The following is a 12,093-nucleotide window of genomic DNA, read 5'->3' as shown; positions in this document are numbered from 1 at the left end:
TCAGTCAACGAACGGGTCACGCACCAGAATGGTGTCCTCGCGCTCCGGCGAGGTCGACACCAGGGCCACCGGGCAGTTGACCAGTTCCTCGACACGACGGATGTACTTGATCGCCTGCGCCGGCAACTGCGCCCAGGAGCGCGCGCCCTGGGTCGATTCCCGCCAGCCCTCGAAGGTCTCGTAGACCGGCTCGACGCGGGCCTGATCCTTGGCGCGGGGCGGCAGCCGGTCGATCGGCTTGCCGTCCAGCATGTAGCCGGTGCAGATCTTCACCTCGTCCAGCCCGTCGAGCACGTCGAGCTTGGTCAGCGCCAGACCGGTGATACCGCCAACCGCGATCGACTGGCGCACCAGCACAGCATCGAACCAGCCGCAACGGCGCGCCCGCCCAGTGACGGTGCCGAACTCATGCCCACGTTCGCCGATCAGCCGGCCGACCTCGTTGTCCTGCTCGGTGGGGAAAGGCCCGGAGCCGACGCGGGTCGTGTAGGCCTTGCAGATGCCCAGCACATAGCCCAATGCCGACGGCCCGAGACCGGTGCCGGTCGCCGCCTGGCCGGCCACGGTCTGGGAGGAGGTGACGAAGGGATATGTGCCCATATCGACATCCAGCAGGATGCCCTGGGCACCCTCGAACAGGATGCGCTTGCCGCCGACCCGCGCCTCGTCGAGCGTCTGCCACACCGGCGCCGCGAACGGCGCGATGAAGGGCGCGATGTCCTTCAGTTCGGCAATCAGCGCCGCACGATCGATCGGCGGCTGACCGAAGCCCGCCCGCAGCGCGTTGTGGTGGGCGAGCAGCCGGTCGATCTGGCCCGACGCCGCATCAAGGTCTTCCAGGTCACACACCCGCAACGCCCGCCGGCCCACCTTGTCCTCATACGCAGGGCCGATGCCGCGCCGGGTGGTGCCGATCTTGGCGTTGCCGCTGGCGTCCTCGCGCAACGCGTCGAGGTCGCGATGGCAGGGCAGGATCAGCGGGCACTGCTCGGAAACCTGCAGGTTCTCCGGCGTAATCTCCACTCCCTGCCCGCGGATTTTCTCGACCTCGGCCTTCAGCGCCCACGGATCGAGCACCACGCCATGGCCGACCACCGACAGCGTGCCGCGCACGATGCCCGAGGGCAGCAGCGACAGCTTGAAGGTCTTGTCGCCAATGACCAGTGTATGGCCGGCATTGTGACCGCCCTGGAACCGCGCGACGACGTCGGCGCGCTCCGACAGCCAGTCGACGATCTTGCCCTTGCCCTCGTCACCCCACTGGGCGCCGACCACAACGACGTTGGCCATGACTTGTATTCCTTTCCTTCAGCCGGCGCCCGCGCGCCACCGCCATCCGGTGAACGGCCGGGCATGACCGACCATCATCGGGGCAGGTGGCGGGCCCCGTGACTAGACGGGTTGAATGGTCTTTCCGTCCCAATAGTGGGTGCAACGTTGATCCTTGGCCTGGGCCTGAATATCGCCCGCCTCCAGCGCGGCGACCGTGGCCCAGCCCTCCGCCCGCAGCCAGGTCCCGACGTCCGAGTTGGCGCCGTACGGCACCATGATGCGGCGACGAACCTCCACGCCGCGCCCGGCCTCGACCAGACCATCGAGATAAAGCGAGAAGCCGACCGCCGGCTCCTCACTGCCGTCCGGTCGGCGGATGACATAAGCGCCGCCACGGCCCACCTCGCCGCGAATACCCTTGGCGAACAGGGAAAAGCCGATCCAGGTCTGATAGCCGAAGCCGCGCGTCTCGCCAGGATCGACAGTGAGAGACAGGCGCGGGTCTACCGGCAGCACCGCCACCAGCTCCGCCAGTGTCCCCATACGATCACCGACGATGGCGGGCATGCCCTCGGTCGCGGCGAGCAACGCCTTCGCCGACGGCACCTCGCCCGCCGCCTTGAGCAGGGCGGAGAACACCGTGGCATGAGGCAGGGCCGCCACCGTGGCGATATCCTTGGCGTCCAGGGCCTCGGCCGCTGCCGCGATTTCCGCCTGCGTCATGCCGAGCGCGATGCCGACACGGCCGATGAGATCAGGCAGGACAAAATCGACACCGACAGCCTCAAGACCAAGGTCAAGCAGGCCCTTGATCGCCAGACCGGCCACTTCAGCCACCGCAGCCGCGCTGTCGGTACCGATCAATTCGGCACCGGCCTGCGAGAACTGGCGGTCAGCCCGCAACTGCGAGCCCTTGATGCGCAGCACGGGGCCCGCATAGGACAGCCGCAACGGTCGGGCGAAGTGGGCCATGCGGGTCGCCGCGACACGGGCGATCTGACCGGTGATGTCGGAGCGGACGGCCAGCGGTCGCTGGCTGATCGGATCGGTCAGGCGGAACAGGTCGGCGGCGCGGGCGGCGCCGAAACCGCTGGTCAACGATGCCTCGAACTCGATCAGCGGCGTGCCCACGCGCTCGTAACCGTGGGCACGCAGATGATCGAGCAGATCACGCAGCAGCCGCGCCTCGGCTTCCGCCTGCGGCGGCAACACGTCACGCAGGCCTTCCGGCAGCAATCCCAGGGACAATGGCTCGCTCACGGTCGTGCAGCCTTTCCAGACAAACCCCGGCCGAGCGAGAGACTCGCGGCCGGGGCGTTCTTATCCGCTTGAGACGGCTTTGTCGAAGGGGGAATCGTCCCTCAGAACGACAGCGTCTTGACTTCCTTGACCAGCGGCAGCGCCTTGATCTTGGTCAGCAGGGTATCAGCGACCGGGCTGTCGAGCGACAGCAGCACCACAGCCTCGCCACCGGTGGCGCGACGGCCGAGGTGGAAGGTGCCGATGTTGACCCCCTCCTCGCCCAGCAGGGTGCCGAGGCGACCGATGAAACCCGGCTTGTCCTCGTTGATGACGAACAGCATGTGGCCGGCAAGATCCGCCTCGACCTGAATGCCGAACATCTCGACCAGACGCGGCTCGCGGTTGGAGAACAGCGAACCGGCGACCGACCGCTCGCCCTCCTCGGTCTTGACCGTCACGCGGACCAGCGTGTGGTAGTCCCCCTCGCGGTCGTGACGGACATCCGTGACGTCGATGTTGCGATCCTTGGCGATGAAGGGCGCGTTGACCATGTTCACCGTATCGGAATGCGGCATGAACAGGCCCGCCAGCACCGCCGCCGTCACCGGCTTGGTGTTGAGTTCGGCGATGGCACCTTCATATTCGACGGTGACGCCGCTGATGCTGTGCGCCAGCTGGCCAGCCAGCAGGCCGAGCTGTTCGGCGAGCTTCATGTACGGCTTCAGCTTCGGCGCTTCCTCCGGCGTCAGCGACGGCAGGTTCAGCGCGTTGGAGACGCCCCCGGTGGTCAGATACTCGGCCATCTGCTCGGCGACCTGCAGGGCGACATTGATCTGCGCCTCCGAGGTGGAGGCACCCAGGTGCGGCGTGCAGATCAGACCCGGCGTGCCGAACAGCGGGTTCTCGGTGGCCGGCTCTTCCAGGAACACGTCCAGCGCCGCACCCTTGACATGGCCTGCATCCAGCATTTCCTTCAGCGCCACCTCGTCAACCAGGCCGCCGCGGGCGCAGTTGATGATGCGCACGCCCTTCTTGGTCTTGGCCAGATTCTCGCGGCTGAGCACGTTCTTGGTCGATTCAGTGAGCGGCGTGTGGAGGGTGATGAAGTCGGCGCGCGCCAGCAACTCGTCCAGCGTCACTTTCTCGATGCCCACATCCTGGGCACGCTCCGGCGTCAGGAACGGATCGAAGCCGATCACCTTCATCTTCAGGCCCTGGGCACGGTCGGCGACGATCGAGCCGATGTTGCCGCAACCGATGATGCCCAGCGTCTTGCCGGTCAGCTCGACGCCCATGAAGCGGTTCTTTTCCCACTTGCCGGCCTGGGTGGAGGCGTTGGCCTCCGGGATGTCGCGGGCCAGCGCGAACATCATGGCGACCGCATGTTCCGCCGTGGTGATCGAGTTGCCGAACGGCGTGTTCATGACGACGATGCCGGCGGCACTGGCGGTCGGAATGTCGACGTTGTCGACGCCGATGCCGGCGCGGCCGATGACCTTCAGGTTCGAGCCGGCGACCGCCTCAAGAATCTGCTTGGTCACCTTGGTGGAAGAGCGGATGGCCAGGCCATCCACCTCACGCAGGGTGGCGATGAACTTGTCCTTGTCCTTGTGCAGGTCGAAGTCCTCGATGACCTCGATGCCGCGCGCCTTGAAGATCTCGGCGGCCTTGGGGGACATTTTGTCGGAAATCAGCACCTTGGGCATGTTTCTCAACTTTCTTATCTGCGGTCCCGCCGTGCGCGGCGGAAACCGGGAAGGGCCGGCGGCGCCGGTCCGATACGGGGGATGGATCAGCTCAGGCGGCGAAGCCGGCCTTGATCTCGGCATACGCCCAGTCGAGCCAGGGCGTCAGCGCCGTGACGTCGGCGGTTTCCACCGTCGCGCCGCACCAGATGCGCAGACCCGCCGGGGCATCGCGGTAGCCGTTGATGTCGAAGGCCACGCCCTGCTTTTCCAGCAGGCTGGCGATCTGCTTCGGCACGTCGGGCTGCTTGTCGGCCGGCAGGGCCGTGAACCAGGGGTCGACGATCTTGATGCAGACGCTGGTGCAGGAACGGGTGGCAGGCTCAACGGCGAGGTTTTCCGCCCAGTCGCTGGCGTCGATCCACGCCTGCAGTGCCGCCGCGTTGGCCTCCGAACGACCGATCAGGCCCGTGAGCCCGCCCACCGAGGCCGCCCAGTCGAGCGCGTCGAGATAGTCCTCGACGCACAGCATGGAGGGCGTGTTGATGGTCTCGCCCTGGAAGATGCCCTCGATCAGCTTGCCGCCCTTGGTCATGCGGAAGATCTTCGGCAGCGGCCAGGCCGGCTTGTAGGTTTCCAGCCGTTCGACCGCCCGCGGGCTGAGGATCAGCACACCGTGCGCGCCCTCGCCGCCCAGCACCTTCTGCCAGGAGAAGGTGACGACATCGAGCTTGTCCCACGGCAGGTCCATGGCGAAGGCGGCCGAGGTGGCATCACAGATCGTCAGTCCGGCGCGATCGGCCTTGATCCAGTCGCCGTTGGGCACGCGCACGCCGGAGGTGGTGCCGTTCCAGGTGAACACGACATCGGTATCGGTATCGACCGCCGCGAGATCCGGCAGCGCGCCATAGCCGACCTCGATTGTCTTGGCGTCGAGCTTGAGCTGCTTGACCACATCGGTCACCCAGCCGGCGCCGAAGCTCTCCCAGGCCAGCATGGTGATCGGGCGGGCGCCCAGCAGCGACCACAGCGCCATCTCCACGGCCCCGGTGTCGGAGGCCGGCACGATGCCGATGCGATAGTCGGCCGGCACGCCGAGGACGGCGCGGGTCTTGTCGATGGCGGCCTTGAGCTTGGTCTTGCCGACCTTGGCGCGATGGGAGCGGCCGAGCGGCGCATCCTGCAACGCATCCAGCGACCAGCCAGGGCGCTTGGCGCACGGGCCGGACGAGAAGTTGGGATTTTGGGGGCGGACAGTGGGAAGCGCCGCAGTGGCGGCGGTCGTCGTCGTCATGATGTTTCTCTCCTCTCAGAGAGCACGCGCCGCGTTGGGACGGCGTGGCCCGCCGCCCAAAGCGCAGAAACATCGTTCGGCGTCAACAGCGAAATGGCGACCCGCGACAAAAGATCTTCGCCGGCAACATCAGGGCAACTGCTTGAACTGGCTGAAAACCGTGCGCTGCAACGCCGGGCCGGCGATATCGCTGGCGAAGCTCATCAGGCGCGGCAGACCCGTGGCGACATCCACTTCGGCATGTTGCGTCTCGCGGATGACGACCTGCTCGACCGCGCGGATCGACTCGATGGTCCGCGCCGATACCGTTTGCGCCCCCTTGCCCTGCAGCCTGCGCGCCAGAACAGCCTGCACGCCGCGGGACAGCTCCGCCGCGTCGGTGGCCAGCACAGTGTCAACCACCAGCAGTCCGGTATCGTGATCCTGCGTCGTCACCGTGCGATGCCCCCTGGCGCGGATCGGCACATCGGGACTGATCCACGGATAGGCCTTGACGACCGGCGTCGGACCGACCGGCGACAATCGCGCGCCGCACAGACCGAACAGGTCCGCCATGTCCTGTGTGACCTCCCGTGTGCCGGCCTCCACACTCATCGCTCGCAGCTGCCGCAGGTTGTGCGCCAGCGCCTGCGCCGCCGCCGCCCGCCGTTCCGGCGGCATCGCGTCCAGCAACCCCTTGCCCCGCGCGGCCTTGTCTTCAGCGCCCCGGACATACGCGGCACGGACCTCGGGCCAGTTGAGGATGGCGACAGGACGCAACGCCGTATCGAGGCGGATCATGATCGGCGTATTGACCAGCATCAGCGTCGCCGAGGGCGGTTCCACACCGCGGCTGGGTGCCTGCCAGTCAACACGCTCGACGACCAGCTTGACCACCGCTCCCATGGCGTCCTGACTGACGAAGGTGAAGCTCTCGTCCGATGTCACCTTGAAGCGCCACAACGCCTGGCCGCCCTGCCTCATGTCGCGTGTCGTCTCGTGCCGATAGCGCAGTGGCTTCCCCACCGGCAGCGTACAGGGCAGATCAAGGGTGACCGGGCGAGGCGCCGGCGGCAGCGCCGGCTCGGGCGCCTGCGCACGCGCGACCGCGCTCAACAGCACGCCCACCGCCATCACCGCCGCGCCCCTGTTCGGATATGCCATGGTCTTGTACCGCCCCGATACCAGGCGATAGTGTAGGGCATGGCTCCTGCAGCGACAATCTCGCCCGTCCGCGTTCCGTCCACCATCGTGACCATATTGCTGGCGTCGTGTCTGGCACTGCTGCTCGCGGCGTGCGGCGGGCGGCCGGCGCCGGTACAGCGCCCGCCCGTCCGGTTGCCGCCACCGGACCTGAACGCGCCCGCCGGGGCGCGGATCGGCGACCAGCTCAGACAACTGAACAACGATGCCCGGCTATGCCATGCCCTGCTCGATCGCGCTAACGGACTTTCGGTGATGCGTCTGGCCGACACCCGGGAGGGGCCGGGCTGCGGCCTGACAGACGCCGCGCGCATCACCCGGGCGCCCATCCCGCTGGCGAGGCCGGTGCCCCTGACCTGCCCGATGATCGCCGGGTTCCACCTGTGGACGCGGGAAGTGGTGCAGCCGGCGGCCCGGCGGCACTTCGGCACGGATGTCCAGTCCATCGAAACCTTCGGCAGTTTCGCCTGTCGCAACCGCAACGGCCAGCCGGGCACCCGCATCTCCGAGCACGCGACCGCCAACGCCCTCGACGTCTCGGGCTTTATCCTCGCCGACGGCCGCCGTATTCCGGTGGAAGCAGGCTGGATCAGCCCGTACGCGACCACCCGCGGCTTCCTGCGGGAGATCCACAAAGGCGCGTGCCGGTATTTCTCCGTCGTGCTGGGGCCGGACGCGGACCGCTTCCACCGCAACCACATCCATGTGGATATGGGACCGTGGACGAAATGCCAGTAACCAGGTCGACGTCAGCCGAGCACTTCGTCGACTGTTGACAGCAGCTCCTTGAGCCGGAAGGGCTTGGCCAGCCGATGACTGACGCCCATCGCCTTGGTCGCTGTCAGGCTGACGGCCGGCGGTATGGCGGCATCGCCCCCCGAAATGGCGATGACCGGCGTCTTGGGCGCCACGGTCTCGATCTCCCGGATCAACGACAATCCATCAACCTGTGGCATCAAAATGTCCGTGATAACAAGATCATAGGACCAACCTGCGATCTTTTCCAGGGCCTCGGCCGCGTCACGGGCTTCCGTGACATCGTGCCCGACACCCGACAGGGCATCGCGCATCACGGCACGGAAATCGTTGTCATCCTCGACAATCAGGATAGTCGCCATGGCTTATCTTTCATTATGTTGCCCTCAGCCTATCGTCGACTGACGCGGCGATACACTTCCATCGTGACCTGCTGACCGATCATCATTGCGGCTTCGAGACGATTTCGCGGCAGTTGCGCGAACGCTTCCGCCAGCAGGTTGAGCGGATCCTTCGACAGCATGGCGTGACCTGCCTCGGTCAGTTCCAGACGGACCGCCCGACCATCGGTCTCGTCGGGGCGCTTGCTGACCAGACCCTTGCGTTCCAGCGCGTTGATGGTCTGGGAGGCCGTGCCGCGGGTCACGTGATGGTACTGGGCGAACGCCGAGGGCGTGCGCCGTTCCGGCAAGGCACTGGAGAGGTAGCGCAGGGCGTTCCATTGCGCCGGATTGAGGCCGGCGGCAAACGCTTCACTGTAGATTACCCGGATGGCCTGTTCGTACAATTCGGCAACCCCGATCGGGTCTGGCCCCTGTACAACCTTGTCGCTACGTGACGAAATCGACTGTGCGTCCCTGCGCATCATGTTCCGCTCTCACCTGGGCCACACGCGGTCGGCCGAGAGGACCATTGTTCCACTGTAGACAAAGCAATCAACGCCTACCCTTGCTATCAGCCTGTGCTGGCTGAAAAATCGGTGGGCGTCAACCGGCGAGATGAGGTGGACGGAATGGTTGGTCGATGTTCACGCGCGCCCCTCGATCGCATGTCGCAGCGCATCCATCAACTGCTGGCGACGAAAGGGCTTTTCAAGCAGCGTGAAGCCACTGTCCGGGCTCAGGGCGCCATCCGTGTACCCGGACATGAACACGGCGGGCAGGCCAGGCCTGAGCGCGCGGGCCTTGGCCACCACATCGGGCCCGTTGGCAACACCTGCCAGGATGACATCGCTCAATATGGCATCGATCCTGACATCGGCACGAAGGATCGCCAGCGCGTGCCAGCCCGTGGCGGCTTCCCGCACGGCAAGCCCCTCGGCGACCAGCATGGCGCATACCAGCTCGCGCAAGTCAGGATCATCCTCGATGACCAGGATCGTGACGGGTTCCGGCGTCAAGCGTCAGACACCAGACAGGCGGGGAAATTGCGACAGGGGTGAGGAGTTAATGGGCGCGGCCGAGGGGTTGGCCGCGCCCACCACCCAACGGGCGGCAATGAGGGGTACAAAGGTTGCCGCTGACATTGGCTGGTCTCGAAATCTCGTCGTCAACCACTCCACTACCGTTGCCTGAAGCCACGTCCGAAAAAACAGACCCCAGGCAGCGCCTTAGCTTTCCGCACGATTGATGAGCGGCGACGCGGAATCGACCATGCCTGATTTTATATAGCGTGTCGATACCAAAAAGAACGTAGTCGCTACATTATTGCCGACCAGTGACGACTCCGACTCCAGGTTCGCCCACCATGTGTTCACCGAATATTCAGCATCCGCGGGTTGATGTGCGGCCGGATAGTTGAGCGCGCGGCCCAAGCGGCGTATCCATCGAGCGGAACGGGCTTGCGCCAGGGTGACGAGCCAGGGGAACAAGGATGACTCGCAAGTACTTCGGCACCGATGGTATTCGCGGCCTGACCAACACACCGCCGATGACCGCGGAGATGGCCATGCGCGTCGGCATGGCCGCCGGCAAGCACTTCCTGCGCGGCGAACACAAGCATCGGGTCGTCATCGGCAAGGACACCCGCCTGTCCGGCTACATGATGGAGTCGGCGCTCACCTCCGGCTTCGCTTCGGCCGGCATGGATGTGGTGCTGCTGGGGCCGATGCCCACGCCCGCGGTGGCGATGCTCACCCGCTCCATGCGGGCGGATCTCGGCGTCATGATCTCGGCCTCGCACAACCCTTACTACGACAACGGCATCAAGCTGTTCGGCCCCGATGGCTACAAACTGTCTGACGCCGACGAACTGGCCATCGAGGCGATGATCGACGGCGACCTTGCCGACATACGCGCAGAGCCAGCCAATCTGGGCCGGGTACGCAAGCTGGAGGACGCCCGCGGGCGCTACATTCACGCCGCCAAATCCACTTTCCCCTCCGACCTGCGTCTTGACGGGCTGCGCATCGTGGTCGATTGCGCCAATGGCGCCGCTCACAACGTGGCGCCGTCGGTGTTCTGGGAACTGGGAGCCGACATCGAAGTGCTCGGCGTGTCGCCCAACGGCTTCAATATCAACGACGGTGTCGGTTCCACCGCGCCCCAGGCGCTCGCCGACAAGGTTCTCGCCGTCGGCGCCGATATCGGTATCGCGCTTGATGGCGACGCCGACCGGCTGATCATGGCCGACGAACAGGGCCGGATCATCGACGGCGACCAGTTGATGGGGCTGATAACCCGCAGCTGGCACGAGGCAGGCACCCTGCAAGGCAATGGCCTGGTGGCGACCGTGATGTCCAATCTCGGTCTGGAGCGCTATCTGGAGGGCCGTGGCCTGCACATGTGCCGGACCAAGGTTGGTGACCGTCACGTTCTGGAGGCGATGAAAGCCAAAGGTTACAACGTGGGTGGAGAACAGTCGGGACACATCATCATGTCCGACTATACCACCACCGGCGACGGCATTGTCGCGGCACTGCAGGTTCTCGCCGTGATCGTCCGCGAAGGCCGAGTGGCGTCGGAGGCGACCCATGTGTTCGACCCCTACCCGCAACTGCTCAAGAACGTCCGTTACAACGGCGGTCAGCCGCTGGAGAACGACCGGGTGAAGGCGACCATCGCCGACGCCGAACGCCGTCTGGGCAACCATGGCCGGCTGGTCATCCGCAAGTCCGGCACGGAACCATTGATCCGCGTGATGGCGGAAGCGGACGACGAACAGCTGGTCGCCGAGGTGGTCGACGAGATTTGCGAAGCCGTAAAAGCAGCTGCATGACGGCGCGCGCATGAATGGTCGTGTTCTGATTGCCGCTGGATCGGACTCCGGTGGCGGCGCCGGCATCCAGGCTGACATCAAGACGGTAACGGCGCTGGGCGGCTACGCCATGACGGCGATCACCGCCCTGACCGCGCAGAACACCCTGGGCGTTCATGGTGTGTGGCCGGTATCTCCGGAGTTCATCGCTCGGCAGCTCGTGGTCGTGCTGGATGACATCGGCGCCGACGCTATCAAGACCGGCATGCTGCACGATGCCGCCGTCACCCGCACGGTGGCGGACGTCCTTGCCGAGAAAGCCTCGGCTGTGCCGCTGGTGGTCGATCCTGTGATGGTGGCCAAGGGCGGCGCCCCGCTGCTGGAGGCCGAGGCGGTCGGCGCGCTGTGGGCGCGTCTCATCCCGGCCGCCACGCTGATAACGCCCAACATTCCCGAAGCGGAGCTGCTGGCCGGCCAGCCCATCGCCACCACAGACGACGTGCTGGCCGCCGGTCGGCTCCTGCTCGCCCGCGGCGCGCGCGCCGTACTGATGAAGGGCGGCCACCGGGCCGGTGACGAGGTCGAGGACTGGCTGCTGACGCCCACCGGCGCCCGGCGCTTCACCTCGCCGCGGATCGACAGCAAGGACACCCACGGCACTGGCTGCACGCTGGCGTCAGCCATCGCCACCGGCCTTGCCCAGGGGATGACGCTGCCGATGGCGGTCGACCGGGCTCGCCACTACGTGCTGGAGGCCATCCGCCAGGCGCCCGGCCTCGGCCAGGGCCATGGTCCGCTCAATCACGGCTGGCCGTGCGCGCTTCCCTCAGCGGATCGCTGACCTTTCCGACTAGCCGGAAGCGCGCCCGGACATGGCGCGCATCAGCGCACCGGCGATACGGGTGTAGGCGCGCTCCCATGCCGCGCGCACTTCAGGCGTGAAGTCGCCATCCAGCGCCGCCGCGAAGGACTCGAACAGCGCCTGACCAAACATGCTGAAATACTCCGGCCGAATGCCGATCTCGACATGCCGGCGTGCCAAGCCTGCCAGACCAGGCATGTCGGCCGGTGCATGCGCGCTATCGATCAGCTGACGCAACATCTGCACGAGGCGCACCTGCTGCTGCTGCATATCGCCAGGAAACAGCGACCGCAGTTCGGGGTAGGATCGGAACAGGGTGTCGTAAAACAGCACGCCAAAGTCCTCGCCCTGGCTCACCAGCCGGCGAAAACTGCGGTCAACAATTGCGAGATCACCCTCCGTCATGCCCCAGCCTCTGCAAGCACACACCTACCAACATCATCGCCATAAGCTTCGACAGCGGTGAAGAAACTCCTAAGTTAGCGTCCGCGCTCGTGGTGTAATTTCCGGTGTAGGCGATGGTGTATTCCGGGGTGGGGCATGCCCCACCCCGGAATGCGGCGTCGCTGGTGGCCACCGGGTTCATCGTTATGGTGGAGTTTGCA

13 protein-coding genes are annotated in these 12,093 nt (G+C 66.0%); 3 read left to right on the top strand and 10 right to left on the bottom strand.

The window, feature by feature from the left end:
• From ABU113_RS13965 to ABU113_RS13945, 5 genes are all read right to left on the bottom strand, one after another.
• Positions 1–1,290 (bottom strand): adenylosuccinate synthase, encoded by a 1,290-nt coding sequence (locus tag ABU113_RS13965; protein WP_454560111.1) that lies wholly within the window; start codon positions 1,288–1,290, stop codon positions 1–3.
• A 102-nt stretch (positions 1,291–1,392) separates the two neighbouring features.
• A complete protein-coding gene (locus ABU113_RS13960; RefSeq protein WP_454560110.1) occupies positions 1,393–2,532 on the bottom strand; it encodes an ATP phosphoribosyltransferase regulatory subunit in 1,140 nt (379 codons plus the stop codon).
• Between the two features lie 101 nt (positions 2,533–2,633).
• Positions 2,634–4,220 carry a phosphoglycerate dehydrogenase gene (gene serA / locus ABU113_RS13955; RefSeq protein WP_454560109.1) on the bottom strand — a complete coding sequence of 529 codons (1,587 nt, stop codon included), beginning with the start codon at positions 4,218–4,220 and terminating at the stop codon, positions 2,634–2,636.
• Between the two features lie 91 nt (positions 4,221–4,311).
• Complete coding sequence (locus tag ABU113_RS13950) at positions 4,312–5,493, bottom strand: phosphoserine transaminase (RefSeq protein WP_454560108.1); 1,182 nt, start codon at positions 5,491–5,493, stop codon at positions 4,312–4,314.
• A gap of 129 nt (positions 5,494–5,622) precedes the next feature.
• Positions 5,623–6,636: a hypothetical protein gene (locus ABU113_RS13945; protein WP_454560107.1), complete on the bottom strand. Its 1,014-nt coding sequence runs from the start codon at positions 6,634–6,636 to the stop codon at positions 5,623–5,625.
• Positions 6,637–6,723: 87 nt separating this feature from the next.
• Here ABU113_RS13945 and ABU113_RS13940 point away from each other — a divergent pair, with 87 nt between their 5' ends.
• Positions 6,724–7,413: an extensin-like domain-containing protein gene (locus ABU113_RS13940; protein ID WP_454560106.1), complete on the top strand. Its 690-nt coding sequence runs from the start codon at positions 6,724–6,726 to the stop codon at positions 7,411–7,413.
• A gap of 11 nt (positions 7,414–7,424) precedes the next feature.
• Here the strand turns inward: ABU113_RS13940 and ABU113_RS13935 are convergent, their stop codons facing one another.
• From ABU113_RS13935 to ABU113_RS13925, 3 genes are all read right to left on the bottom strand, one after another.
• Complete coding sequence (locus ABU113_RS13935; RefSeq protein ID WP_454560105.1) at positions 7,425–7,793, bottom strand: response regulator; 369 nt, start codon at positions 7,791–7,793, stop codon at positions 7,425–7,427.
• 29 nt (positions 7,794–7,822) lie between these two features.
• Positions 7,823–8,299, bottom strand: coding sequence for a MarR family winged helix-turn-helix transcriptional regulator (locus ABU113_RS13930; protein WP_454560104.1), 477 nt, complete (start codon positions 8,297–8,299; stop codon positions 7,823–7,825).
• 159 nt (positions 8,300–8,458) lie between these two features.
• Positions 8,459–8,830: a response regulator gene (locus ABU113_RS13925; protein ID WP_454560103.1), complete on the bottom strand. Its 372-nt coding sequence runs from the start codon at positions 8,828–8,830 to the stop codon at positions 8,459–8,461.
• Positions 8,831–9,303: 473 nt separating this feature from the next.
• Between ABU113_RS13925 and glmM the strand changes: the two genes are divergently transcribed.
• Together glmM and thiD are read left to right on the top strand one after the other, a co-directional pair.
• On the top strand, positions 9,304–10,647 hold the full coding sequence (gene glmM, locus ABU113_RS13920; protein WP_454560102.1) for a phosphoglucosamine mutase: 1,344 nt from the start codon (positions 9,304–9,306) through the stop codon (positions 10,645–10,647).
• A gap of 10 nt (positions 10,648–10,657) precedes the next feature.
• Positions 10,658–11,467 carry a bifunctional hydroxymethylpyrimidine kinase/phosphomethylpyrimidine kinase gene (thiD, locus tag ABU113_RS13915; RefSeq protein WP_454560101.1) on the top strand — a complete coding sequence of 270 codons (810 nt, stop codon included), beginning with the start codon at positions 10,658–10,660 and terminating at the stop codon, positions 11,465–11,467.
• A 9-nt stretch (positions 11,468–11,476) separates the two neighbouring features.
• On the opposite strand, the gene ABU113_RS13910 is transcribed toward thiD, so the two are convergent.
• Both ABU113_RS13910 and ABU113_RS13905 read right to left on the bottom strand, forming a co-directional pair.
• Positions 11,477–11,893: a globin domain-containing protein gene (locus tag ABU113_RS13910; RefSeq protein WP_454560100.1), complete on the bottom strand. Its 417-nt coding sequence runs from the start codon at positions 11,891–11,893 to the stop codon at positions 11,477–11,479.
• A partial coding sequence (locus ABU113_RS13905; protein ID WP_454560099.1) for a hypothetical protein occupies positions 11,880–12,093 on the bottom strand: 214 nt, incomplete at its 5' end. The genes ABU113_RS13910 and ABU113_RS13905, both read right to left, overlap by 14 nt.

Source organism: Parapedomonas caeni (assembly GCF_041060555.1).
In the GTDB taxonomy this organism is placed as follows: Bacteria; Pseudomonadota; Alphaproteobacteria; order Sphingomonadales; family Sphingomonadaceae; genus CAUJIW01.
Note: the sequence above shows the minus strand (reverse complement) of the source record. Positions and strands in the feature narration are given on the sequence as shown.

Excerpts from the sequence above, each read along its gene's own strand:
- thiD (WP_454560101.1), top strand. The coding sequence starts at position 10,658 with ATGAATGGTCGTGTTCTGATTGCCGCTGGATCGGACTCCGGTGGCGGC.
- ABU113_RS13910 (WP_454560100.1), bottom strand. The coding sequence starts at position 11,893 with ATGACGGAGGGTGATCTCGCAATTGTTGACCGCAGTTTTCGCCGGCTG.
- ABU113_RS13930 (WP_454560104.1), bottom strand. The coding sequence starts at position 8,299 with ATGATGCGCAGGGACGCACAGTCGATTTCGTCACGTAGCGACAAGGTT.
- ABU113_RS13935 (WP_454560105.1), bottom strand. The coding sequence starts at position 7,793 with ATGGCGACTATCCTGATTGTCGAGGATGACAACGATTTCCGTGCCGTG.
- ABU113_RS13965 (WP_454560111.1), bottom strand. The coding sequence starts at position 1,290 with ATGGCCAACGTCGTTGTGGTCGGCGCCCAGTGGGGTGACGAGGGCAAG.
- glmM (WP_454560102.1), top strand. The coding sequence starts at position 9,304 with ATGACTCGCAAGTACTTCGGCACCGATGGTATTCGCGGCCTGACCAAC.
- serA (WP_454560109.1), bottom strand. The coding sequence starts at position 4,220 with ATGCCCAAGGTGCTGATTTCCGACAAAATGTCCCCCAAGGCCGCCGAG.
- ABU113_RS13950 (WP_454560108.1), bottom strand. The coding sequence starts at position 5,493 with ATGACGACGACGACCGCCGCCACTGCGGCGCTTCCCACTGTCCGCCCC.
- ABU113_RS13945 (WP_454560107.1), bottom strand. The coding sequence starts at position 6,636 with ATGGCATATCCGAACAGGGGCGCGGCGGTGATGGCGGTGGGCGTGCTG.